The sequence below is a fragment of the Kocuria flava genome (assembly GCF_001482365.1).
GTDB classification, from domain to species: Bacteria; Actinomycetota; Actinomycetes; order Actinomycetales; family Micrococcaceae; genus Kocuria; species Kocuria flava.
Genome location: NZ_CP013254.1, coordinates 1967126 through 1989432, shown reverse-complemented (window position 1 = coordinate 1989432; position 22307 = coordinate 1967126). Strand labels below are relative to the sequence as shown.

Here is a 22307-nt window from a genome sequence, read left to right as displayed (position 1 = left end):
TGCCGCGCCGCGGGTCCGGGGAGGGCTCCCGGCTAGGATGGTCCGGGACCGCCGCGGGCGACCGGGCGGTCCCCGCCGCCCCGTCCGAGCCCCCCGACCGAAGGATGTCCCCCGGTGCAGATCGTCAGCGTCAGCAGCCTCAAGGGCGGGGTCGGCAAGTCCTCGGTGACCCTGGGCCTCGCCTCGGCGGCGCTGCAGGAGGGCGTGCCGACCCTCGTGGTCGACCTCGACCCGCACGCCGACGCGACCACGGGTCTGGGCGTGCGCGCCCGGCACGGGCACGACGTCGGCGAGGTCCTCGCGCGCCCGCGCCGCGGCGCCCTCGAGAAGGTGCTCATGGCCTCGTCGTGGGCCGTCCAGGAGGGCCGCGACAGCAAGGCCCTCGACGTCGCCCCCGGCTCGGCCCGCTCCTCGCGCTTCGACCGCTCCGACTACCGGGACAAGGACCTCGGCCGGCTCGAGCGGGCCCTCGCGGGCACGGCCGGCTACGAGCTCGTGCTCGTCGACTGCCCGCCCACGCTCAGCGCCCTCACGCGCACGGCCTGGGCGGCCAGCGACAAGGTGCTCTCGGTCGCCGAGCCGTCCCTGTTCTCCGTGGCGGGCACCAAGCGCACGATGACGGCGATCGCCCAGTTCGAGCAGAGCCGCACGTGGGCGGTGCCGGCGGCGGGGGTGGTCGTCAACAAGGTGCGCCACTCCTCCGCGGAGCACCGGCACCGCCTGGACGAGCTGGCGGAGCTGTTCGGCCCGCTGCTGGTGGACCCGGTGCTCCCGGACCTGCCGGTGTGGCAGCAGGCGCAGGGCGCCGCCTGGCCGATCCACCGCTGGCCGGGCGGGGAGGCCCGGGACCTGGCGGGCCGCTACACGGCGCTGCTGCGGGGACTGCTGGGGCGCTCCGCCTGAACCGGGACCGCGGGGCTCAGCCCGCGCCCTGCCGGCGGGCCCGCCGCGCGGAGAGCTCGTCCGGCGGGGCGGTGGACTGTCCCGCGGCGCGGTCGGCGTGCTCGCCGGGCAGTGCGGCCAGGGTGCCCTCGACCTCCCGCCACACGCGCCCGACGGCGATGCCGAACACGCCCTGGCCGCCCTGGACGAGGTCGATCACCTCGTGGGGCGACGTGCAGGCGTAGACGCTGGCGCCGTCGCTCATCATGGTCAGCTGCGCGAGGTCCTCGATCCCGCGGGCCCGCAGGGCGCCGACGGCGGTGCGGATCTGCTGCAGGGACACCCCGGTGTCCAGCAGGCGCTTGACGATCTTGAGCACGAGGATGTCGCGGAAGCTGTAGAGCCGGTGCGTGCCCGACCCCGACGCCCCGCGCACGGTGGGCTCGACCAGGCCGGTGCGGGCCCAGTAGTCGAGCTGGCGGTAGGAGATCCCCGCGGCCTTGCACGCGGTGGGCCCGCGGTAGCCGATGGACTCGTCGCGGACGGCGGCGTCGTCGAAGAGCACGCCCTGGGTGCCCTGCGCGAGCGGGGCACCCGGGGCGGGCGTGCCGCCGGGGTTCTCGCCGTTGCTCACGCGGCCTCCTCGGTCGTGGGACCGGCCCCGGCGGCGCCGGTCCGGTGTCCGCGCGCGGTCCCCGGATCCCGGCGGGGGTGCGCGCACTACGGTCGACGTTAGACCTCCCCCGCGGCCGGGTCAAAGACGGCGGGACCGGCCGGCGGCCGTGTCGGCGGCCGCCGCCCGGTCGGGCTCAGAAGTCCTCGGGGTCGACGTTGTCCAGGAAGTCGCGGAACTGCTGGACCTGGGTCTCCGGGGGGACCTGCTCCCCGCCCCCACCGTCGCGGTGCTCGGGCTCGCGCAGCTCGCCGTCGGCGCTCATCACGAGCCCCGCCTCGTCCAGGACGGTCTCGGTGCACAGGATCGGGCAGTCGGTGCGGGCGGCCAGGGCGATGGCGTCCGAGGCCCGGGAGTCCACGACCGTGCCGTCGGAGAACTCCAGGGCCGCGTGGAAGACGCCTTCGTCGACCGTGTGGATGCGCACCCGGGTCAGCGTGCGCCCGAACGCGGTGGCCACCGACAGCACGAGGTCGTGGGTGAGCGGGCGGGGCGGGTCGATGCCCTGGACGGCGAAGACGATCGACGTCGCCTCGTTGGTGCCGATCCAGATCGGCAGGTGGCGCCCGCCCTCGACCTCGCGCAGCACGACCACCGGCTGCGCCGAGGGGACGTCCATGCGCACGCCGGCGATCTCCATGAGGACCTGGTGCACGGCCATCTCAGCCCTCCAGTCCCGCGCGCTCCTGCAGCGCCGCGATCTCGGAGCGGACCAGCGAGGTGTGGATCGTCAGGCACAGCCCGGAGATCTCCTGGGCCCGCTCCGCGGCCCGGGCCCGGGAGGCGGGGTCGCGCCGGGAGGCCAGCGGGGCCACGGCCTGCTCGACGAGGCCGAGCTCGCGGTCCGCGGCGGCCTTGAAGGGGCGCAGGTGGCGCGGCTCGAGCCCGTGGGCGGTCAGGGCCAGCGCTGCACGGGTGATCTCGAGGGCGTGGTCGTCGAAGGCCCCGCCCTGCTCGCGGATCAGGCCGTAGCTCACGAGCTCGCGCACGAGCGGGACCCCGGCCCCTGTCCGGGCGGCCAGTTCCCGCAGCGAGTAGGCGCGCGCCGGGGGCACGACCGGCAGCGGTGCCGTGACGGGCGCGGCGGCCTCCCCCGGGGCGGGGCGGCGCTCGTCGTCGTGGTCCGCGGCCCCGGGGACGGGTTCGCGCTCCTCGGCGTCGAGGCGGTCGCGGATGACCCTCAGCGGCAGATAGCGGTCGCGCTGCAGCTCCAGGACCCGCCGGATCCGGGCGATGTCCGCGCGGGAGAACTTGCGGTAGCCCGAGGCCGTGCGGGCGGGGTGCACGAGGCCCTGGTCCTCGAGGAAGCGCAGCTTCGAGGCCGTGATGCCGGGGTGGTCCTCCCCGAGCTCCTTGAGCACGGCGCTGATGCCCACCCGGGGAACCGGCGCCGGTTCGTCCCGGGCGGAGGCGGCGTGCGCGTGGTCGGTCATGACTCCCTTCTACTGCTCCGGCTGCTGACGCAGGGAACGGTAGAACGTGAACCGGAACTTCCCGATCTGCACCTCGTCGCCGTTGTCGAGCACGACGTGGTCGACGCGGTCGCCGTTGACGTAGGTGCCGTTGAGGGAGCCGGCGTCGAAGAGCTCGAAGGTCTCACCGCGGCGCACGAAGCGGGCGTGGCGTCGCGAGACGGTGACGTCGTCGAGGAAGATCTCCGAGGACGGGTGCCGCCCGGCGGGGACCTCGTCCCGGTCCAGCAGGAAGCGCGAGCCGGCGCCGGCGCCGTCGTGGGCCACGAGCAGCGCGGAGCGCGGGGGCAGCGCCGCGACGGCGGCGTTCTCCTCCGGGGAGAGCTTGTGCGAGGCCGCGCGGGAGAGGACCTCGCCCACGATCTGGATCGACGTGGTGTCCGGCTCCCCCTGGGGGACCTTCGGGCCGTGGCGCTGTGTGGACATCTGTTCCCTCGACTCGTGGTGGTGGACGACTGGTCCGTGCCGGACCCCGGCCGCACAACCGCCTTCCCGGCGGTGTCCCGGGCGGCGGCCGGAGCCGCCCGGATGGTGCTCAGTGTACCGGGTGGGTGCGACGGGGCGCGGCGCGGGGGCCGCTGCCGGGGAGGGCCGGGTCAGCCGATCTGGGCGGTGTAGCCCTCGGCGTCCAGCAGCCCGGCCCGGTGGTCCTCGGCGGAGGGGCGGACCGCGAAGAGCCAGCCGTCCCCGTAGGGCGAGGAGTTGACGACGCCGGGCTCGTCCTGCAGCCGCTCGTTGACGGCCACGACCTCGCCGGCGACGGGGGCGAAGATGTCGCTGACCGACTTCGTGGACTCGATCTCCCCGACGGCCGCACCCGCCTCGACGGCCTCGCCGACCTCGGGCAGCTGGACGAAGACGACGTCGCCCAGCTCGCTCTGCGCGTGGTCGGTGATGCCGATCCGCACCGCGCCCTCGGCGTCGGGCGCGGCGATCCACTCGTGCTCGGCCGTGTAGGACAGGTCGGCGGGAACGGTGCTCATGGGTCACTCCTGGTCCGTCGGGTGCGGTCGGCTCGATTATGGCACACGGCGCCCCGGCGTCCGGGGCGCGCCGCGGGGCTCAGCCGGCGGCCCACGCGTTGATCTCGGCGTGCAGCTCCCGGCGGCGGCCGGGACCGGCGAACGAGGCGTCGACGGCGTGGCGGGCCAGGGTCTCGGCCTGGGCGTCGGTCAGCCCCAGCGCCTCCCGCAGGCCCCGGAAGTTGTCCCCCACGTAGCCGCCGAAGTACGCCGGGTCGTCGGAGTTGACGGTGACCACGAGCCCCGCCTCGAGCATCCGCAGCACCGGGTGGTCGGCGAGCTCGCCGACCACCCGCAGGCGCACGTTCGAGAACGGGCAGACGGTCAGCGGCATCCGCTCCCGCACGAGCCGCTCGACGAGGGCGGGGTCGCGCAGGCACTGGATGCCGTGGTCCACCCGCTCGACGCCCAGCACGTCGAGGGCCTCCCGGACGTACTCGGGACCGGCCTCCTCCCCGGCGTGGGCGACGACGTGCAGCCCCGCGGCCCGGGCCCGGGCGAAGACCTCCTCGAACAGCCCCGGCGGGTGGCCCACCTCGGCGGAGTCCAGGCCGACGCCGTCGACCAGGCCCGGCTGCGCCACCGCGGCGTCGACCAGCTCGAGGGCCTCGGCCACGGGCCGGTCGCGCAGGAAGCACATGATCAGGGTGCTCGTGATCCCCCGCTCCTCCCGGGCCGCGTCCAGGCCGGCGCGGACGCCCTCCACGACCGCCGTCAGCGGCACGCCCCGGACGGTGTGGGCCTGGGGGTCGAAGAACAGGTCGACGTGGCGCAGCCCCTGCGCGGCGGCGCGGTCGAGGTAGGCGCTCGTGAGGGCCTCGAAGTCGGCGGACCCGCGCAGGACGGCCGTGGTCGCGTAGTAGAGCTCCAGGAAGGAGGAGAGGTCCTCGAAGTCGTACTGCCGTCTCAGCTCCTCGACCGAGGCGTACGGGAGGTCCACCCCGTTGCGCTCGGCCAGCTCGAACGCGAGCTCCGGCTCCAGGGTGCCCTCGACGTGCAGGTGCAGCTCCGCCTTGGGCAGGGCGTCCAGGTCCTTCCGCGCGTCCGCCACCGTCTTCTCCTCCTGCGCTCCGGCGCGCCCGGGCGGGCGCGCTCCCCGCATCCTACGCACCGGCGCCCGGCGTGCGGCGGGCGGCTCGCCTAGGCTCGCCCCGGGGGCCGTCCCGGCAGCGGGCGGCGCCCCGGGCAGCGACGGGACGGCACGGAGCAGGAGGACGGCATGGGCGGGATCGTGGTGGTCGGGCAGGTCGGGCGGGACCTGGTCCTGGAGGTGGACGGGGTCCCCCCGGAGGGCGGGGCCGCGCCGGTGCGCCGGCGCCGGGAGCTGCTCGGGGGCAAGGGCGCCAACCAGGCCGTGGGCTGCCGCCAGCTCGGGGCGCGGGCCGCGCTGGTGGCCGTCGTGGGCGCCGACGCCGCGGGCGCGGACGCCCTGGCCGCGGCGGCCGCCGACGGCATCGACGTGACCGGCGTGGTCCGCCGGGACGGGGCGGCCACCGCGCTGCTGGTCGACGTGGTCGGCCCGCCGGGGGTCCGCCGGCTGCTCGAGGACGTCCCGGAGGAGGTCCTGCTGCGCCCGGACGACGTGCGGGCGGCCGCCGCGCTCCTCGGCGGCGCCGACGCCGTGCTCCTGCAGCTCCAGCAGCCCGGCCCGTCCGTGGCCGAGGCGCTGCGCGCCGTCGCCCCCGGGTCGCTGGTCGTCGCCGACGGCGCCCCGGACGACGAGCGGGTCCGGGAGCTGGTCCTGGACCGCGCCGACGCGGTCCGCGCGGACACCGCCGAGACCGCGGCGCTGACCGGCCGGGCCCCCGGGGACACGGCCGGGACGGTCCGGGCGGCGCGGGAGCTGCTGGGGCGGGGCCCGCGCGTCGTCGCCCTGGCGAGCCCCGAGGGCGCGGACGTCGTGGCCTGGCCCGGCGGGCACGTGGTCCTCCCCCACCTCGAGCCGGACCCGGTGGACCCCACGGGCGGGGGCGACGCGTTCGTCGCGGCGCTGGCGGTCGGGCTGCTGCACGGCGAGGAGCCCGGCACCGCCGCCCGGTGGGCGGCGGTCGCCTCCGCGCAGGTCGCCGGCACGGCGGGCGGGCGCCCGGGGCTGTCCCCCGAGCTCGTGCGGCGGCAGGCCCCGCGCGGCTGAGGGTCCCGGCCCCTCGCCCGGGGACCGTGCCGGGGCCCGGGCACGGGAAGAGGCCGGTGGTCCGCGTTCCCGCGGTCCACCGGCCTCGAATTCGTCGGGCTGACAGGATTTGAACCTGCGACCCCTTGACCCCCAGTCAAGTGCGCTACCAAGCTGCGCCACAGCCCGAATTCCTCAGTGCGTTCCCGCCCTGAGCACTCGCAACACCATACAGCAACCCCGGGCGGAATTCATCTCGGCGCCCGGGCGGGTCAGCGCCGGCGCGCCCGCTTCTCGCGCACCCGCATCGAGACCTCGATCGGGGTGCCCCGGAAGCCGAAGGTCTCGCGCAGCCGGCGGGTGATGAAGCGCCGGTAGCCCGGCTCGAGGAACCCGCTGGTGAACAGCACGAACTTGGGGGGCCGGGAGGAGGCCTGGGTGCCGAAGAGGATGCGGGGCTGCTTGCCGCCGCGCACCGGGTGCGGGTGGGCGGCGACGATCTCGCCGAGGAACGCGTTGAGCCGGCCGGTGGGGATGCGGGTGTCCCACGACTCGAGCGCCGTCTCGAGGGCGGGCACCAGCTTGTCCTTGTGCCAGCCGGTGCGCGCGGAGACGTTCACGCGCGGGGCCCACGCCACGTGGGCGAGGTCGCGGTCGATCTCCTTCTCGAGGTAGTAGCGGCGGTCCTCGTCCACGAGGTCCCACTTGTTGAACGCGAGCACGAGCGCGCGCCCGGAGTCCACGGCCATCTGCAGGATCCGCACGTCCTGCTCGGAGAGCACCTCGTCGGCGGCCAGCAGCACCACCGCGACCTCGGCGCGCTCGAGCGCGGCCTGGGTGCGCAGGGAGGCGTAGAAGTCGGCGCCCTGCTGCATGTGCACGCGGCGGCGGATGCCGGCGGTGTCGATGAACCGCCACGGCTTCCCGCCCAGCTCGACGATCTCGTCGACGGGGTCGCGGGTCGTGCCGGCCAGGGGGTCGACGACGACGCGCTCCGTGCCGGCGAGCCGGTTCAGCAGCGAGGACTTGCCCACGTTGGGCCGGCCGATGAGCGCCACGCGGCGGGGCCCGCCCGTGATCTCGGTCCCGCCCACGGCGGAGAACTCGGGCAGGGCGGCCACGGCCGCGTCCAGGGCGTCGGCGGCGCCGCGCCCGTGCAGCGCGGAGACGGGGTGGGGCTCGCCCATGCCGAGGGACCACAGGTAGGTGGCCTCGACCTCGAGGGCCGGGGAGTCGACCTTGTTGGCCACGAGCACGACCGGCTTCTTCACCCGGCGGAGCATCTTCACGATGGCCTCGTCGGCGGCGGTGACCCCCACGGTGGTGTCGAGGACCAGCAGCACGGCGTCGGCGCGCTCCACGGCGAGCTCGGCCTGCTCGGCGACGCGGGCGTTGATGCCCTTGGCGTCGTACTCCCACCCGCCGGTGTCCACGAGGGTGAAGTTGCGCCCGTTCCAGGTGGCCCGGTAGGAGACGCGGTCGCGGGTCACCCCGGGGACGTCCTCCACGACCGCCTCGCGGCGGCCGAGGATGCGGTTGACCAGGGTGGACTTGCCGACGTTGGGCCGGCCCACGACGGCCAGCACCGGCGCGGGCCGTCGGGCCGGGGCCTCCTCCTCCGCCCCGCTCCAGTCCTCGAGCAGGGCGGCGTCCTCGTCGTCGAGCTCGTAGTCCTCCAGCCCGGCGCGCAGCACGCGGGCCCGCTGCTCGGCCTCGTCGTCGTCGAGGGCCGCGAGCCGCTCGGCGACGTCGTCGGTCGCGGGCCCGTAGGTCTCGTCGTCGTGGGCGTGCTCGGGGGTCTCGGGGGTGCCGGTCATGGCTGTCCTTCGCTGGGCCGGTACGGCCGGTTCGGGTGCGGGTGGCGGAGCGGGGCGGTCCCCGGCGCCAGTCTAGGCGGGGCGCCCGGCGGCGCGGACGACGACGTCGATCACGGCCTGGACGGTCTGCTCGACCGTCAGCTCGGAGGAGTCGACGGTCACGACGCCGTCCGCGGCGCGGGTGAAGTCGACGACCGTGGCGTCCTTGGCGTCGCGGCCCACGACCTGGCGGTGCAGGCGCTCGGCGTCCTGCTCCCCGCCCAGCTGCAGGCCGCGGCGGGCCATCCGGGCCCGCTCGTCCGCGGTGAGCAGGATCCGGGCGTCGGCGTCGGGGGCCACGACCGTGGTGATGTCGCGGCCCTCGGCCACGATCCGCCGGCCGCTGGCGGCGACGACCTGCTGCTGGCGGGCCACGAGCACGGCCCGGGCCGCGGGGTGGGTGGCGACCGCGCTGACGGCGTCGGTCACGCGCGAGCCGCGGATCGCGGCGGCGACGTCGGTGCCGCCGACGACCACCACCTCGCGGTCGGGGTCGGTGCCCTGCTCGAGGGGCAGCGCGGCCGCGGCCCCGGCCACGGCGGCGGCGTCGGTCAGGTCCACGCCCTGCTCGAGGCACCACCAGGTCAGGGCGCGGTACATCGCCCCGGTGTCCAGGTAGGCGAGGCCGAAGCGGCGGGCCACCTCCTTGGCGACGCTCGACTTCCCGGAGCCCGAGGGGCCGTCGATGGCGACGACCAGGGGCTCCTCCCCCGCCCCGGCGGGCGCCCCGCCGGGGAACGCGACGACTGCTTCGGTGGGACCCGTGTTCACTGCACGACCTTCCATCCGCGCTCCTGGAGCGCCTCGATCAGTTCCTTGCGGCGGTGGGGCAGCACCGAGACCTCGGCGAGGCCCACGGGCTGTCCCGGGGAGTGCTCGAGGCGCAGGTCCTCGAGGTTGACGCCGATCTCCCCGATCTCGGCCAGCAGGCGGGCCAGCTGGCCGGGCACGTCGCCGACGAGGACCGTGACGGTCTCGAAGGCCCGGGGCGCGCCGCCGTGCTTGCCGGGGATCCGCGCCCGCCCGGCGTTGCCCTCGGCCATCAGCTGGGCGATGTCTAGGCGCGCGCCGGGGGCCCGGGGGGCCTCGAGCGTGGCGATCAGGCGGTCGAGGTCCTCCCGGACCCCGTGCAGGGCGGCCACGACGGGCCCGGCGTTGGCGGCGAGGATCTGCACCCACAGCCCCGGGTCGGAGGCGGCGATGCGGGTGGTGTCCCGCAGCCCCTGCCCGGCCAGCGACAGGTGGTGCAGCGGGGTCTCCTGCAGCCGGGAGGCCAGCAGCGAGGACATCACCTGCGGCAGGTGGGAGATCAGCGCGACCGTGGCGTCGTGCTCGCGGGCGTCCATGAACGTCACGGTCGCCCCGAGGTCCACGGCCAGGTGCCGGGCGGCCGCCAGCGCGGCGGGCGAGGAGCTGCCGGAGTCGCACACGACCCACGGCATGGACGTGAACAGCTCCCCGCGGGCGGCCACCGGCCCGGAGCGCTCGCGCCCGGCCATCGGGTGGGTGCCCACGTAGCGGGTGAGGTCGGCCCCGCGGGCGCGCACGCCCTCGAGCACGGCCTCCTTGACGGAGGCGACGTCGAGGACGACGGCCGCGGGGTGCTCCTCCAGCGCCCGGGCGACCGTCTCGGCGGCGACGTCGGGCGGGACGGCGACGACGACGAGGCCCGGCTCCGGGACCCGGTCCTCCGCCGCGGCGCGGCAGGAGCGGCCGGCGCCGATGTCCTCGGCGACGGCCTCGGCGGTCGGGGAGGCGTCCTGGAGCCAGACCTCCACCCCGAGGTGGCGCAGCCCGAGGCCGATGCTCGCCCCGAGCAGCCCGGCGCCGACCACGAGGACGGGGCCCTCGGTCGCGGCGGGGGGCGTCGCGGGCTCAGCCCCGGGGGTGCGCGCTGCCACCGCCGTTCCTCACATCCCGACCGAGGCGAGCAGGTGCCCGACCTCGGTCTTCGACAGGCGGCGGACGGTGCCCTGGCGCTGGTCGCCGATGCGGATCGGGCCGACCTGGGTGCGCACCAGCTTCTCCACGGGGTGGCCCACCGCGTCGAAGAGCCGGCGCACGATCCGGTTGCGCCCGGAGTGCAGGACGACCTCCACGAGCAGGTGGCCGGGGGTCGAGTCGACGAGGCGGAACGAGTCGACCCTCGCCGGGCCGTCCTCGAGCTCGATGCCGGCCTTCATGGCGGCGCCGATGCCCTTGTCCATGGGCCCGCGGACCTGCACGAGGTAGGTCTTGGGGACCTCGTAGGAGGGGTGGGTGAGGCGGTTGGCGAGCTCGCCGTCGTTGGTCAGCAGCAGCAGGCCCTCGGTCTCCACGTCGAGGCGGCCGACGTGGAAGACGCGCTCGTTGCGGCGGTGGTCCAGGAAGTCGGCGACGCACGGCCGTCCCTCGGGGTCCTCCATGGTCGAGAGCACGCCCTCGGGCTTGTTGAAGGCGTAGTAGACGAGGTTCTCGTCGAGCTGGACGCGGATGCCGTCCACGTGGATCTCCGCCGTGGCGGGGTCCACGCGCAGACCGAGCTCGGTGACGGTCTCCCCGTTGACCTGCACGCGGCCGGCCTCGATCATCTCCTCGCACACGCGCCGGGAGGCGACGCCGGCCTGGGCCATGAGCTTCTGCAGGCGCACGCCGGCGGGGTCGTGCTGGTCCAGGCGGTCCACGGGCGGGTTCTTGGGCCGCCGCTTGCGGTGCGGGCCCTTGGGCGGGACCGCCGGCATCCGGCGCGCCCCCCGCTCGGAGGCGGCGAAGGGCCGGGGGCCGCCAGGACCGGCCGAGCGGGCCGGGCCGCCCTGGCGGCCGGTGCGCTCCGGCCCGGCGCCGCGCGCGGCGCCCTTCGCGCCGGCGCGCCCTCCGGCCGCGGGGCCGGTCCGGGGACCGCCCTGGGCCGCACCGCGCGAACCGCCCTGGGCGCCACCGCGGGAACCGCCCTGGGCGCCACCGCGGGGGCCGCCCTGGGCCGCACCGCGCGAACCGCCGGCGGCGCCGCGGTCGGAGGTCCGGTCCCGGGCCCCGCCCGCGCCGGAGCCCTTGCCCCGGCCGGAGCCGCCCACGGCCCTGCCGGCCGAGCCGCGGCCCTGCGCGGGACGCCCGCCGGGGGTGCCGCGCCGGTCGCCGGGGCGGCCGGATGATGATCGTGAAGCAGCCATGGTGGTGTCTCAGTCCTCGTAGTCGTCGATCTGGTCGATGCCGGGCAGGTGGGGGGCGAGGTTGGGCAGCTCGTCGAGGGAGCCGATGCCCAACTTCTCCAGCAGGAGCGCGGTGGTGCCGTAGAGCACGGCGCCGGACGCGGCGTCCCGCTCGACCTCCCGCACGAGCCCGCGCTGCAGGAGCGTGCGCACCACGCCGTCGACGTTCACCCCGCGGATCGCGGAGATCCGCCCGCGGCTCACGGGCTGGCGGTAGGCCACCACGGCCAGGGTCTCCAGGGCCGCCTGGGACAGCCGGGCCGTCTGCCCCTCGGCGACGAACGCGGAGACCACCGGGGCGAACTCGCTGCGGGAGTAGATCCGCCAGCCGGCGCCGGTGCTGCGCAGCTCGAAGCCGCGCGGCTCCAGCTGACCATCATACCCCGGATCCGCCGAGCGGCCGTCGTACTCGGCGCGCAGCCGGTCGAGGACCCGCTGCACCGCGGCGACGGGCACCACGAGCGCGGCCGCGATCGCGTACTCGCTCACCGGCTCGTCGGCGACCATGAGGATCGCCTCGACGGCCGCGCGCAGCCCGCCGGGCAGCGCCTCGAGGTCGGGGCCGGCACGCTCCCCGGGCGGCGGCGCGGGGGCGCTCACGCGGGCACCTCCGCCCGGCCCCCGACGACGGGGCCCTCCGGGGCCGGGGCGCCGGCCGGGTCCGCCGCCCCGGCCCCGTCCGTGTCCTCGGCCAGCCGGTCGGCGCTCCAGCCGGGCCCTCCGGTCCAGCGCACGGTCAGCTCCCCGAGGGGGCCGTCCTGGACCAGGTCGACGACGGCGTCGCGGAACATCTCCAGCAGGGCGAGGAAGCGCACGACCACCACGAGGACCGAGGCGGCGTCGGCCACGAGGGCGCGGAAGCCGTGCGGGCGGCCGTCGGCGAGCAGCCCGGCGAGCACCTCGGCCTCGTCGCGCACGGTCACGGCGGCGCCGTGCAGGTGCTCCGTCCCGACCTCGGCGGGGGCCCCCGGGCGGGAGCTCAGGACGGCGAGCGCGAGGGCGGCGAACTGCTCGGGAGTGGTCCGCCAGTCCAGCTCGGGCAGGGCGGCGGCGGCCTGCGGCTCCAGGGGCGCGGACCGGGGCAGGCGCGCCGACTCGGCCCGCAGCCGCTCGTCGAGCAGTCCGGCCACCTCCTTGAACGCCTTGTACTGCAGCAGCCGGGCGAAGAGCAGGTCCCGGGCCTCGAGCAGCGCCAGGTCCTCCTCGTCCTCGACCTCCCCGCGCGGCAGCAGCCGGGCGGCCTTGAGGTCGAGCAGCGTGGCGGCCACGACGAGGAACTCGCTGGCCTCGTCGAGGGCCCGGGCGGAGCCCTCCTCCTGCAGGGCGCGCACGTACCGGAGGAACTCGTCGGTGACGGTGGCCAGCGCCACCGTGGTGATGTCGAGCTCGTGCTGGGCGATCAGGGAGAGCAGGACGTCGAAGGGCCCGGCGAAGTTCTCCAGGCGCACGGCGAAGCCCCCGGGACCCTCCTGCGGGACCGGGGGCTCGTCGGGGCTCATCAGGGCGCGCCCCCGCGGCTGATCAGTTCCCGGGCCAGCTGCCGGTAGGACTCGGCGCCCTGGTGGGCGGTCGCGAAGGAGAGGATCGGCTCGGCGGCCACGGTGGCGTCGGGGAACTTCACGGTGCGCTTGATCACGGTGTCGAAGACCTTCTCCCCGAAGGCGTCCACGATCCGGGCCATCACCTCGCGGGAGTGCAGGGTGCGGGAGTCGAACATCGTGGCGAGCACCCCGTCGATCTGCAGCCGCGGGTTCAGCCGGTCCTGGACCTTCTCGATGGAGTCCACGAGCAGGGCCACGGCCCGCAGGGCGAAGAACTCGGCGATCAGCGGGATGATCACCCCGTGGGCGGCGGTGAGGGCGTTGACCGTCAGCAGCCCCAGGGAGGGCTGGCAGTCGATGATGATGACGTCGTAGTGCTCCTCGACCTTGCGCAGCGCGCTGGCCAGGACCTGCTCGCGGGCGACCTCGGTCACGAGCTGGACCTCCGCGGCGGAGAGGTCGATGTTGGCCGGCAGCAGGTCCACGCCCTCGACCTCGGTCTCCTGCACGACGTCCCACACGTCCACGGAGCGGTCCATCATCACGTTGTAGACGGTCAGCTCGAGCTCGTGCGGGTTCGCCCCGAGGCCTGCGGAGAGCGCGCCCTGCGGGTCGAAGTCCACGAGCAGCACCTTCCGGCCCAGCTCGGCCAGCGCGGCCCCGAGGTTGATCGTGGAGGTGGTCTTGCCGACCCCGCCCTTCTGGTTGACCATCGCGATGATGCGCGCGGGCCCGTGCTCGGTCAGCTCGGGGGGCTCGGGGAAGTCCCGGACGGGGCGGCCGGTGGGGCCGACGGCCCCCGCCGTGTCCCGGCCCGTCCCGGGGATCCGCTCGTCGCTGCGCTGGCTCACTCGTGGCACCGTTCTTCCGTGTCGGGTTCTGGGGGCGGCTCCGGCGGCCGGCGGGGCCGACCTGGGGCGTCGTCGGCGCCGGATCAGCCTCCAGGGTACCGCCGCCGCGGGCGGGGCCCGCAAACCGTCCCCCGGCACCGGCCGTGCCCGCCGTCCCGGAGGGGACGACGGGCGCGGCCGGTGCGGGCGGGCCGGTCAGCGCCCGGCCGCGGCCTCGGCGACCTGGGCCGGGGCCTCCCGGCGGGCCGGTGCGGCGTGCACGCCAGCGTCCATGGTGGCCTCGTCGAAGGGGTCCAGCCCGGAGAGCACCCGCTCGACCTGCACGAGGTCGATCTCCCGGGTCCACTTGCCCACGAGCAGGGTGGCCACCGCGTTGCCGGTGAAGTTGGTCAGCGCGCGGGCCTCGGACATGAACCGGTCGATGCCCACGATGATCCCCACCCCGTCGACCAGGTCCGGCCGGTGGGACTGCAGGCCCCCGGCGAGGGTCGCGAGACCGGCGCCGGTGACGCCGGCGGCGCCCTTGGAGGCGATGATCATGAACACCAGCAGGGAGATCTGCTCGCCCAGGGCCAGCGGGGAGCCCATGGCCGAGGCGACGAACAGGGCGGCCATGGTCAGGTAGATCGCGGTGCCGTCCAGGTTGAAGGAGTAGCCGGTGGGCACGGTCACGCCCACGACCGGCTTGGAGACCCCGGCGTGCTCCATCTTGGCGATCAGCCGCGGCAGGGCGGCCTCGGAGGAGGAGGTGGAGAAGATGAGCAGGTACTCCCGGGCCAGGTACTTCATCAGCCGGAAGATGTTCACGCCGGTGACGAGCTTCAGCAGGGTGCCCAGCACGAGGACGATGAACAGCACGCAGGTGAGGTAGAAGGCGAGCATCAGGGTGGCCATGGAGACGATCGCCTGCACCCCGGTCTCGCCGACCACGCCGGCGATCGCGCCGAAGGCGCCGATGGGGGCGACCCACATGACCATCACGAGGATCCGGAAGACGAGGGCCTGGAGGTGGGCGACCGCCTTGAGGACGGGCTTGCCGGCCTCGCCCATCTGCTGCAGGGCGAAGCCCACGATCAGGGCGACGAAGAGGGTCTGCAGGATGTTGCCCTCGGTCAGGGACGAGACCAGGGTGGTGGGGATGATGCCCAGCAGGAACCCGACCGTGCCCTCGTCCTCGCCGTGGGAGCTCGCCGGCACCTCGTAGGCGCTGCCCTGGATGTCGAGACCCTCGCCCGGGTGGACGAAGTTGCCCACGAGCAGGCCGATGGCCAGCGCGAGGGTGGACATGGCCATGAAGTAGCCCAGGGCCAGGCCGCCGACCTTGCCGACCGTCGCCGCCCGGGCGATCGAGCCGACGCCCAGGACGATGGTGCAGAAGATCACCGGGGCGATCATCATCTTGATCAGCGCGATGAAGGCGGTGCCCACCGGCTTGAGGGTGGTCGCGAACTCGGGGGCGGCCAGGCCCAGGACCGCGCCGGCGACGACGGCGACGATCACGAGGATGTAGAGGTAGTGGGTCCGGTCCTTCTTCTTCGGGGCGGACCGCTTCGGGTCGACGGGCTCCGTGGTCACGGCGGCCATGGTTCTCCTTGTGCCGGGGGTGCTCTGGGACGGGTCCCGCCCGGCGGACCGGGCGGCTGTGACGAGTCTCACCGGCGCCCGGGGCGGTGTCGCGTTGTGGTCATAATGGTCGTGACCCCCACCACAGGGGCGGGACGGCGGGAGGAGGAGCACGCGGATGTCCCTGGCCGGGCGGTTCCTGCGCCTCCAGCTCGCGGTCGTCGTGCTCGTCGTCGTCGCGGTGTCCCTGGTGCTCTACGACCAGGCCCGCGAGTCCGTCGAGGAGCGGGCCGTGGGCGTCACCCGTGCCGTGACCACCACGCTGGTGGACGACCCCTTCGTGCAGGAGGCGGTGCGCTCCCCCGACCCGCACGCGGCGCTGCAGCCCCTGACGGACCGGCTGCTGGCCGACACGGAGCTGGACTTCGTGACGATCATGGCCCCGGACGGGACCCGCTTCACCCACCCGGACCCGGACGAGGTGGGCCGGACGTACCAGGGCGACCGCACGCACGCGCTGGCCGGGCAGTCCTGGACGTCCACGGAGCGCGGCGACCTGGGCCCGTCGGTGCGCACGATCGCCCCGGTGCGCGACGACGACGGCGAGATCGTCGCGCTGGTCTCGACGGGCGTGCTGCTGGACGCGCTGGCCGAGCGGGCGCTGCGGCAGCTGCCGGCGGTGCTGCTGGTCGGGGCGCTGCTGCTCGCGGCCTCCTCCGCCGTGGCCGCGCTGATGGCCCGCTACCTCGACCGGGCCACCCACGGGTGGGGGCCCGAGGAGCTCGCGCAGGTGCACGCCCTGCACGACGCCGTGCTCAACGAGGCCACCGAGGGCCTGCTGCTCGTCCACGACGGCGCGGTGGAGGTCGCCAACGCCCGGGCCCGGGAGCTGCTCGGCCTGCCGGGCCCGCCGGGGGACGCGGGCGGGCACGCCGCCGTGCCCGTCGCCGGGCTGGGGCTGCCGGAGGCTCTCGAGCAGCTGCTGCTGGCCGGGACGGCCGTGCAGGAGCAGTGGTTCGTCGTCGGCGAGCGCACCCTGATCGTCTCGGCCCTGCCCGCCCGCGGTGCGCTGTCCGCGCGCGGGACGGTGGTCGTGCTGCGCGACCACACCGAGATCTCGCGGCTGTCCGGGCAGCTGCGCGCGGCCACGACGATGGCTGCGGCGCTGCGCGCGCAGACCCACGAGCACGCGAACAGGATGCACACGGTGGTCTCGCTGCTCGAGCTGGGCCGGGCCGGGGAGGCCCTCGAGTTCGCCTCGGCCGACCGTGCCCGGGCCCTGGAGCTCTCCCACGACCTCGTGGACCGGCTCGAGGACCCGTTCCTCGCCGCGCTGCTCGTCGGCAAGACCGCCGCCGCCCACGAGCGCGGGGTCGAGCTGGTCGTCGACGTCGAGGCCGGCCTGCCCGCGGTCCCCGTCCCGCCCGCGGACCTCGTCACGCTCGTGGGCAACCTCGTGGACAACGCCGTCGAGGCCGCCGCCGAGAACGCCGCCCGGGCCCGGCCCGTGGTCGAGGTCGCCCTGACCCACGGGTGGGCCGCCGAGGAGGAGCGGCCGGCCGTGGTCGTGACGGTCGCCGACTCCGGGATGGGCGCGGCCACCCGCCTGGGCGAGGCGATGTGGGAGGCCGGCAGCACGACCAAGCCCGCGGGCCCGGAAGGCCGCGGGGTGGGCCTGCACCTGGTGCGCGAGGTGGTCCGGCGCTGGGGCGGGCGGATCGAGCACGTCGACGACGGCGGCGCGGTGTTCACGGTGACGTTCCCGCTGCCGCGGACCGCGGGGGCCGCCGCGCCGGGGGGCACGGCGTGAGCGCGCCGGTGCGCGTGCTCGTGGTCGACGACGAGCCGCTCACCGCGGCCGCGCACGCCGAGTACGTCCGGCGCACCCCCGGCTTCGAGCTGGCGGGCACGGCCGTGTCGGGGCGCACCGCGGTGCAGGCCGTGCGCGCCGCCCGGGGCGCAGGCCGGCCCGTGGACCTCGTGCTGCTCGACGTGAACCTCCCGGACGTCTCCGGGCTGGACGTGGCCCGCGGACTGAGGGCGGCGGGCGAGTCCGTGGACCTGCTCGTGGTCACGGCCCACCGGGACGTCGCCACCGTGCGCCGGGCCGGCACCCTGGGCGTGGTCGGCTACCTCATCAAGCCCTTCACCTACGCCGCGCTCGAGGAGAAGCTCGCCGCCTACCGCCGCTACCGCGGGCTGCTGGGCCGCGGGGGGTCCGTGGACCAGGCCGAGGTCGACCGGGCCTTCGCCGCGCTCGGCGAGTCCACCCCGGCGCCGGCGCCGAAGGGGCTGTCCCCGCAGACGCTCGCGGCCGTGACGGAGCTGGTGCGCGGCGGCGCCTGGCTCTCGGCCGGGGAGGTCGCCGAGCGCAGCGCCCTGTCCCGGGTCACGGCCCGCCGCTACCTCGAGCACCTCGCCGAGCGCGGGCTCGTGGAGCGCCGGGCGCGCTACGGGACGCCCGGGCGCCCGGAGCAGGAGTACGGCTGGGCCGGCGGGCGCGGCCCGTCCCGCCCCTGAGCGCCCGCCGGGAGCGGAGCGCCCCGGAGGGTCCGTCCGCTCCCGGCGGGCGCCGCCGCCCGGGACACGACCGGGGACGCACGCTCCGGAGCGGGCCCGGCCGGGTCCGCTCAGCGGGGCGGGCGGAGCACCTCGGCCAGGGCGTCGAGCACCGAGGAGTCCTCGATCGTGGAGGGCACGGTCCACTCCTGGCCGTCGGCCATCTGCCGCATGGTCTTGCGCAGGATCTTGCCCGAGCGGGTCTTCGGCAGGGCCTCGACCACGAAGACGTCCTTGAAGTCGGCCACGGCCCCGATCTGCTCCCGGACCGTGGCCACGAGCTCGGTGCGCAGCTGCTCCTCGGGGATCCGCGCCCCGGCCTTGAGCACCACGTACCCGGCCGGGCGCTGGCCCTTGAGCGGGTCGGCCACGCCGATGACGGCGCACTCGGCCACCGCCGGGTGCGCCGCCAGGACCTGTTCCATCGCGCCCGTGGACAGCCGGTGGCCGGAGACGTTGATGACGTCGTCGGTGCGGCCCATGACGTAGACGTAGCCGTCCTCGTCCACGTGCCCGGAGTCGCCGGTCGCGTAGTAGCCGGGGAAGGCCGTGAGGTAGGACTCCACGAACCGCCGGTCGTCGCCCCACAGCGTCGTCAGCGTGCCCGGCGGCAGCGGCAGGCGCAGGGCGATGTTGCCGTCCTCCCCCGGCGCCACGGGCTGCCCCAGCGGGTCGAGGATCTCCACCCGGTACCCGGGCACCGGCACGGACGGCGACCCGGCCTTCAGCGGCAGCCGCTCGATGCCGTAGGGGTTCGCGCAGATCGCCCACCCGGTCTCCGTCTGCCACCAGTGGTCGACGACGGGCACCCCCAGCACCCGCCCGGCCCAGCTCCAGGTCTCCGGGTCGAGCCGCTCCCCCGCCACGAACAGCGTCTCGAGGGACCCGGTGTCGTGCCGGCGCACGAGCTCCCCCTCCGGGTCCGCCCGGCGGATCGCGCGCAGGGCCGTGGGCGCGGTGAACAGCACCTTGACGCGGTGCTCCTCCACCCGCTGCCAGAACGCCCCGGCGTCCGGGGTGCCCACGGGCTTGCCCTCGTAGAGGACCGTGGTCGCCCCGGCGAGCAGCGGGCCGTAGACGATGTAGGAGTGCCCGACGACCCAGCCGACGTCGGAGGCCGTCCACATCACGTCCCCCGGCCGGACGTCGTAGACGTGGCGCATCGACCACGTCAGGGCCACCGCGTGCCCGCCGTTGTCCCGGACCACGCCCTTGGGCGCCCCGGTGGTGCCGGAGGTGTAGAGGACGTAGAGCGGATCGGTGGCCGCCACCGGCACGGGGGCGGCCGGCTCGGCACCCTCGAGCGCCTCGTCCCAGCTCAGCCACTGCACCGCGGGCTGACCGTCGCGACCGGCGCGCCCCCGGGCGCCCTCGACGTCGTGCTCGAAGCCCGCCCGCTCGTGCACCACCACGGCCTCCGGGTCGTGCTCGGCCAGCCGCAGCGCCTCCTCCACGGCGGGAATGTACTCGATCCGCCGCTTGGGCTCCACCCCTCCGGTCGTGGTCACGACCAGCCGCGGCCGGGAGTCGTCGATGCGGGCGGCCAGCTCCTTGGGGGCGAAGCCGCCGAAGACGACCGAGTGCACGGCGCCCAGGCGGGCGCACGCGAGCATCGCCACCGGCGCCTGCGGGATCATCGGCAGGTAGATGAGCACGCGGTCGCCCCTGCCGACGCCCCGGGCGGCGAGCGCCCCGGCGAAGCGGGCGACCTCGTCGCGCAGCCGCGCGTAGCTGTAGTGCTCCTGCACGCCCAGGACCGCGGAGTCGTAGATCAGGGCGGTGCGCTCGCCGTGGCCGGCTTCCACGTGGCGGTCCAGGGCGTTGTAGGCGGTGTTGAGCCGGCCGTCGGGGAACCATCGGTAGAGGGGCGCCGAGCTATCGTCGAGGGCGCGGGTGGGCGGCTCGTCCCAGTCCACGGCCCGGGCCGCCTCGAGCCAGAAGCCCTCCGGGTCCTCGGTGCTGCGGCGGTAGACCTCGGCGTAGCCGGGGCCGGCCGGTGCGTCCTGCGGCGGGGTGGGACGGTCGTCGCTCATGGTTCCTCCGGTGCCTCGCGGGTGCCGTGCCGGCCGCCCCGCCCGCGTCGGCACGCGGGCGGGGCGGCGGCAGGGCGCTGGTCGTGTCTGCCAATCTAGTGGCAGGGATCACACCCGACAAGGGGTGTGTATACACAACTGGCGGAAAGTTCGGGACATCTGGCCGGAACCTAGCTAACCTGGGGCTGTTGTGTATACACTGACGATGTCCTGTGAGATGGATCACCGGACCGGACCCGCGGCCCCCGGCCGCGGACCGGGAGCGAGGAAGGAGGCCGCCGTGCGAGCCAGCGAGCGCGCCTACCAGGCCCTGCGCGAGGACATCGTCGAGTGGCGGCTGCTGCCGGGGCAGCTGCTCGGCGAGGTCGAGCAGTCCGAGCGCTTCGGCATCTCCCGCACGCCCGTGCGCGAGGCCCTGAGCCGGCTGACGGCGGACGGGCTCGCGGAGCCCCACCGCGGCCGCGGGGTCGTCGTCTCCCAGGTCTCCCTCGAGGACGTCCGCGCGCTGTTCGAGCTGCGGGAGGCCCTGGACTGCCGGGCGGCCCGGCTCGCCGCGCGCCGCCGCGACCCCCGGGTCTTCGAGGGCCTGGCCGCCGAGCTGGAGGCAGCCGCGGCCCCGGGGGCGGAGCGGGGCGGCTACTACGAGCTCGTCGAGCGCATGGACCGGGCCATCGACGAGGCCGCCGGCAACACCTACCTCGCCTCCGCCCAGCGCTCCCTGCGCCTGCACCTGGCGCGGGTGCGCAAGCTCTCCCGCACCAACCCCGACCGTCTCGTGCGGGCCGCCGCCGAGCACGCCCAGATCGCCCGGGCGATCGCCGCGGGCGCCGAGGAGCTCGCCGAGGCCGCCACCCGCGTCCACCTGGCCAACTCGCTGCAGGCGGTGCTCACCACGCCCGTGCGCGAGTGGGTGGCCCCCGCCCCGCCGCTGGACGAGGCCGGCTGAGCCCGCCCGGCACGGCGGGCCCGCCCCCGGCCCACGCACCCCCGAACCACCGACCGCCCCGACCGGAACACCCGAGAGGAAGACCCATGACCGTCCTGCACACCGTGCGCGTCCACCCGTCCGCGGACAACCTGCCCCGCGAGGAGCAGCTGGCCTGGAAGATGGCCGAGGTCGCCGCCGATCCGGTCGAGGTGACCCCCGAGGTCACCGAGATGGTGATCAACCGGATCCTCGACAACGCCTCCGTGGCCATCGCCTCCCTGGACCGGGGCCCGATCGTCTCCGCCCGCGACCAGGCCCTGGCCCACGCCGCGACCCCCGGCGGCACCGGCTCGGCGCTGTTCGGCGTGCACCCCGGCGAGCGGAAGGTCTCCCCCGAGTGGGCGGCCTGGGCCAACGGCGTGGCAGTGCGCGAGCTCGACTACCACGACACCTTCCTGGCCGCGGAGTACTCCCACCCCGGGGACAACATCCCGCCGATCCTCGCCGTCGCCCAGCACGCCGGGGCCTCCGGTGCGGACCTGGTGCGCGGGATCGCCACCGGCTACGAGCTCCAGGTCGACCTGGTGAAGTCGATCTGCCTGCACAAGCACAAGATCGACCACGTGGCCCACCTCGGCCCCTCCGCCGCGGCCGGGATCGGGACGCTGCTCGGGCTCGACGTGCCGACGATCTTCCACGCCATCGGCCAGGGCCTGCACACCACGACCGCGACGCGTCAGTCCCGCAAGGGCGAGATCTCCACGTGGAAGGCCCACGCCCCCGCCTTCGCCGGCAAGATGGCCGTCGAGGCCGTCGACCGGGCGATGCGCGGGCAGACCTCCCCCACCCCCATCTACGAGGGCGAGGACGGCGTCATCGCGTGGCTGCTGGACGGCCCCGGGGCCTGCTACGAGGTGCCGCTGCCCGCCCCGGGCGAGGCCAAGCGGGCCATCCTCGACACCTACACCAAGGAGCACTCCGCCGAGTACCAGGCCCAGGCCTGGATCGACCTCGCCCGGAAGCTGCACCGCGAGCGCCCCGAGCTGGCCGATCCCTCCCGGATCGAGCGGATCGTGCTGCACACCTCCCACCACACCCACTACGTGATCGGCTCCGGGGCGGGGGACCCGCAGAAGTACGACCCGGCCGCCACCCGGGAGACCCTCGACCACTCGATCCCCTACATCTTCACGGTCGCCCTCCAGGACGGCGCCTGGCACCACGTGGACTCCTACGCCCCGGAGCGCGCCGGCCGCCCCGACACGGTGTCCCTGTGGCACAAGGTCACCACCGCCGAGGACGCCGAGTGGACCCGCCGCTACCACTCCCTCGACCCCCAGGAGAAGGCCTTCGGCGGCCGCGCCGAGATCGTCCTGTCGGACGGGTCCACCGTCGTCGAGGAGATCGCGGTGGCCGACGCCCACCCGCTGGGCGCCCGTCCCTTCGCCCGCGAGCAGTACGTCGCGAAACTGCGCACCCTGGCGGAGGGCATCGTCGAGGACGCCGAGCTCGACCGGTTCATCGCCGCGGCCGAGAACCTCACCTCGCTCGGGGCCGGGGAGCTGGACGCGCTCAACGTCACCGCCGCCCGCACCCTGCGCACCGGCACGAAGGGAGTCTTCTGAG

At 75.6% G+C, this 22307-nt stretch carries 21 protein-coding genes and 1 tRNA gene; 6 read left to right on the top strand and 16 right to left on the bottom strand.

Annotation, left to right across the window (positions count from 1 at the left end; genetic code table 11):
* Positions 1 to 114 precede the first annotated feature (114 nt).
* Entirely contained in the window at positions 115 to 903 is a 789-nt protein-coding gene (locus AS188_RS08875) for a ParA family protein (RefSeq protein ID WP_058858549.1), read from the top strand.
* A gap of 16 nt (positions 904 to 919) precedes the next feature.
* Here the strand turns inward: AS188_RS08875 and AS188_RS08870 are convergent, their stop codons facing one another.
* From AS188_RS08870 to AS188_RS08845, 6 genes are all read right to left on the bottom strand, one after another.
* The gene (locus AS188_RS08870) at positions 920 to 1516 is read right to left on the bottom strand and encodes a MerR family transcriptional regulator (protein ID WP_058858548.1); all 597 of its coding nucleotides are present in this window, start codon (positions 1514 to 1516) and stop codon (positions 920 to 922) included.
* 175 nt (positions 1517 to 1691) lie between these two features.
* On the bottom strand, positions 1692 to 2216 hold the full coding sequence (locus AS188_RS08865) for a bifunctional nuclease family protein (protein WP_058858547.1): 525 nt from the start codon (positions 2214 to 2216) through the stop codon (positions 1692 to 1694).
* 1 nt (position 2217) lies between these two features.
* Positions 2218 to 2988 carry a transcriptional regulator FtsR gene (gene ftsR, locus AS188_RS08860; protein WP_058858546.1) on the bottom strand — a complete coding sequence of 257 codons (771 nt, stop codon included), beginning with the start codon at positions 2986 to 2988 and terminating at the stop codon, positions 2218 to 2220.
* 9 nt (positions 2989 to 2997) lie between these two features.
* A complete protein-coding gene (locus tag AS188_RS08855) occupies positions 2998 to 3453 on the bottom strand; it encodes an FHA domain-containing protein (RefSeq protein ID WP_058858545.1) in 456 nt (151 codons plus the stop codon).
* A 170-nt stretch (positions 3454 to 3623) separates the two neighbouring features.
* Positions 3624 to 4010, bottom strand: coding sequence for a glycine cleavage system protein GcvH (gcvH, locus tag AS188_RS08850; RefSeq protein WP_058858544.1), 387 nt, complete (start codon positions 4008 to 4010; stop codon positions 3624 to 3626).
* 79 nt (positions 4011 to 4089) lie between these two features.
* Positions 4090 to 5100 carry an adenosine deaminase gene (locus tag AS188_RS08845; protein ID WP_169797997.1) on the bottom strand — a complete coding sequence of 337 codons (1011 nt, stop codon included), beginning with the start codon at positions 5098 to 5100 and terminating at the stop codon, positions 4090 to 4092.
* Positions 5101 to 5268: 168 nt separating this feature from the next.
* Here AS188_RS08845 and AS188_RS08840 point away from each other — a divergent pair, with 168 nt between their 5' ends.
* Positions 5269 to 6183, top strand: a complete 915-nt coding sequence (locus AS188_RS08840; RefSeq protein ID WP_058858543.1) for a PfkB family carbohydrate kinase — start codon at positions 5269 to 5271, stop codon at positions 6181 to 6183.
* A gap of 94 nt (positions 6184 to 6277) precedes the next feature.
* Here AS188_RS08840 and AS188_RS08835 read toward each other — a convergent pair.
* The 9 genes from AS188_RS08835 to AS188_RS08795 all read right to left on the bottom strand — a co-directional run bounded on the left by AS188_RS08835 (position 6278) and on the right by AS188_RS08795 (position 15182).
* Positions 6278 to 6351: transfer RNA gene (locus AS188_RS08835), tRNA-Pro, on the bottom strand.
* An 83-nt stretch (positions 6352 to 6434) separates the two neighbouring features.
* Positions 6435 to 7979 carry a ribosome biogenesis GTPase Der gene (gene der / locus AS188_RS08830; protein WP_058858542.1) on the bottom strand — a complete coding sequence of 515 codons (1545 nt, stop codon included), beginning with the start codon at positions 7977 to 7979 and terminating at the stop codon, positions 6435 to 6437.
* Positions 7980 to 8051: 72 nt separating this feature from the next.
* On the bottom strand, positions 8052 to 8789 hold the full coding sequence (cmk, locus tag AS188_RS08825) for a (d)CMP kinase (RefSeq protein ID WP_236944952.1): 738 nt from the start codon (positions 8787 to 8789) through the stop codon (positions 8052 to 8054).
* A complete protein-coding gene (locus AS188_RS08820; protein WP_058858541.1) occupies positions 8786 to 9919 on the bottom strand; it encodes a prephenate dehydrogenase in 1134 nt (377 codons plus the stop codon). Before AS188_RS08820 ends, cmk begins: the two co-directional genes overlap by 4 nt.
* Positions 9920 to 9928: 9 nt before the next feature.
* Positions 9929 to 11167 carry a pseudouridine synthase gene (locus AS188_RS08815; protein ID WP_186815365.1) on the bottom strand — a complete coding sequence of 413 codons (1239 nt, stop codon included), beginning with the start codon at positions 11165 to 11167 and terminating at the stop codon, positions 9929 to 9931.
* 9 nt (positions 11168 to 11176) lie between these two features.
* On the bottom strand, positions 11177 to 11806 hold the full coding sequence (gene scpB, locus AS188_RS08810) for an SMC-Scp complex subunit ScpB (protein ID WP_058858539.1): 630 nt from the start codon (positions 11804 to 11806) through the stop codon (positions 11177 to 11179).
* Positions 11803 to 12705 carry a segregation and condensation protein A gene (locus AS188_RS08805; protein ID WP_058858538.1) on the bottom strand — a complete coding sequence of 301 codons (903 nt, stop codon included), beginning with the start codon at positions 12703 to 12705 and terminating at the stop codon, positions 11803 to 11805. Before AS188_RS08805 ends, scpB begins: the two co-directional genes overlap by 4 nt.
* A complete protein-coding gene (locus AS188_RS08800) occupies positions 12705 to 13598 on the bottom strand; it encodes a ParA family protein (RefSeq protein WP_058858537.1) in 894 nt (297 codons plus the stop codon). The genes AS188_RS08805 and AS188_RS08800 overlap by 1 nt, the downstream gene beginning before the upstream one ends.
* A 195-nt stretch (positions 13599 to 13793) precedes the next feature.
* On the bottom strand, positions 13794 to 15182 hold the full coding sequence (locus AS188_RS08795; RefSeq protein ID WP_058858536.1) for a cation:dicarboxylate symporter family transporter: 1389 nt from the start codon (positions 15180 to 15182) through the stop codon (positions 13794 to 13796).
* Positions 15183 to 15339: 157 nt separating this feature from the next.
* Here AS188_RS08795 and AS188_RS08790 point away from each other — a divergent pair, with 157 nt between their 5' ends.
* Both AS188_RS08790 and AS188_RS08785 read left to right on the top strand, forming a co-directional pair.
* Positions 15340 to 16971 carry a sensor histidine kinase gene (locus AS188_RS08790; protein ID WP_058858535.1) on the top strand — a complete coding sequence of 544 codons (1632 nt, stop codon included), beginning with the start codon at positions 15340 to 15342 and terminating at the stop codon, positions 16969 to 16971.
* Positions 16968 to 17681 (top strand): response regulator, encoded by a 714-nt coding sequence (locus AS188_RS08785; RefSeq protein WP_058858534.1) that lies wholly within the window; start codon positions 16968 to 16970, stop codon positions 17679 to 17681. The genes AS188_RS08790 and AS188_RS08785 overlap by 4 nt, the downstream gene beginning before the upstream one ends.
* Before the next feature lie 110 nt (positions 17682 to 17791).
* On the opposite strand, the gene AS188_RS08780 is transcribed toward AS188_RS08785, so the two are convergent.
* Entirely contained in the window at positions 17792 to 19753 is a 1962-nt protein-coding gene (locus AS188_RS08780) for a propionyl-CoA synthetase (RefSeq protein ID WP_058858533.1), read from the bottom strand.
* A 280-nt stretch (positions 19754 to 20033) separates the two neighbouring features.
* Here AS188_RS08780 and AS188_RS08775 point away from each other — a divergent pair, with 280 nt between their 5' ends.
* Together AS188_RS08775 and AS188_RS08770 are read left to right on the top strand one after the other, a co-directional pair.
* Positions 20034 to 20699, top strand: a complete 666-nt coding sequence (locus AS188_RS08775) for a GntR family transcriptional regulator (protein ID WP_058858532.1) — start codon at positions 20034 to 20036, stop codon at positions 20697 to 20699.
* 86 nt (positions 20700 to 20785) lie between these two features.
* Positions 20786 to 22306 carry an MmgE/PrpD family protein gene (locus AS188_RS08770; protein WP_058858531.1) on the top strand — a complete coding sequence of 507 codons (1521 nt, stop codon included), beginning with the start codon at positions 20786 to 20788 and terminating at the stop codon, positions 22304 to 22306.
* Position 22307: the final 1 nt, after the last annotated feature.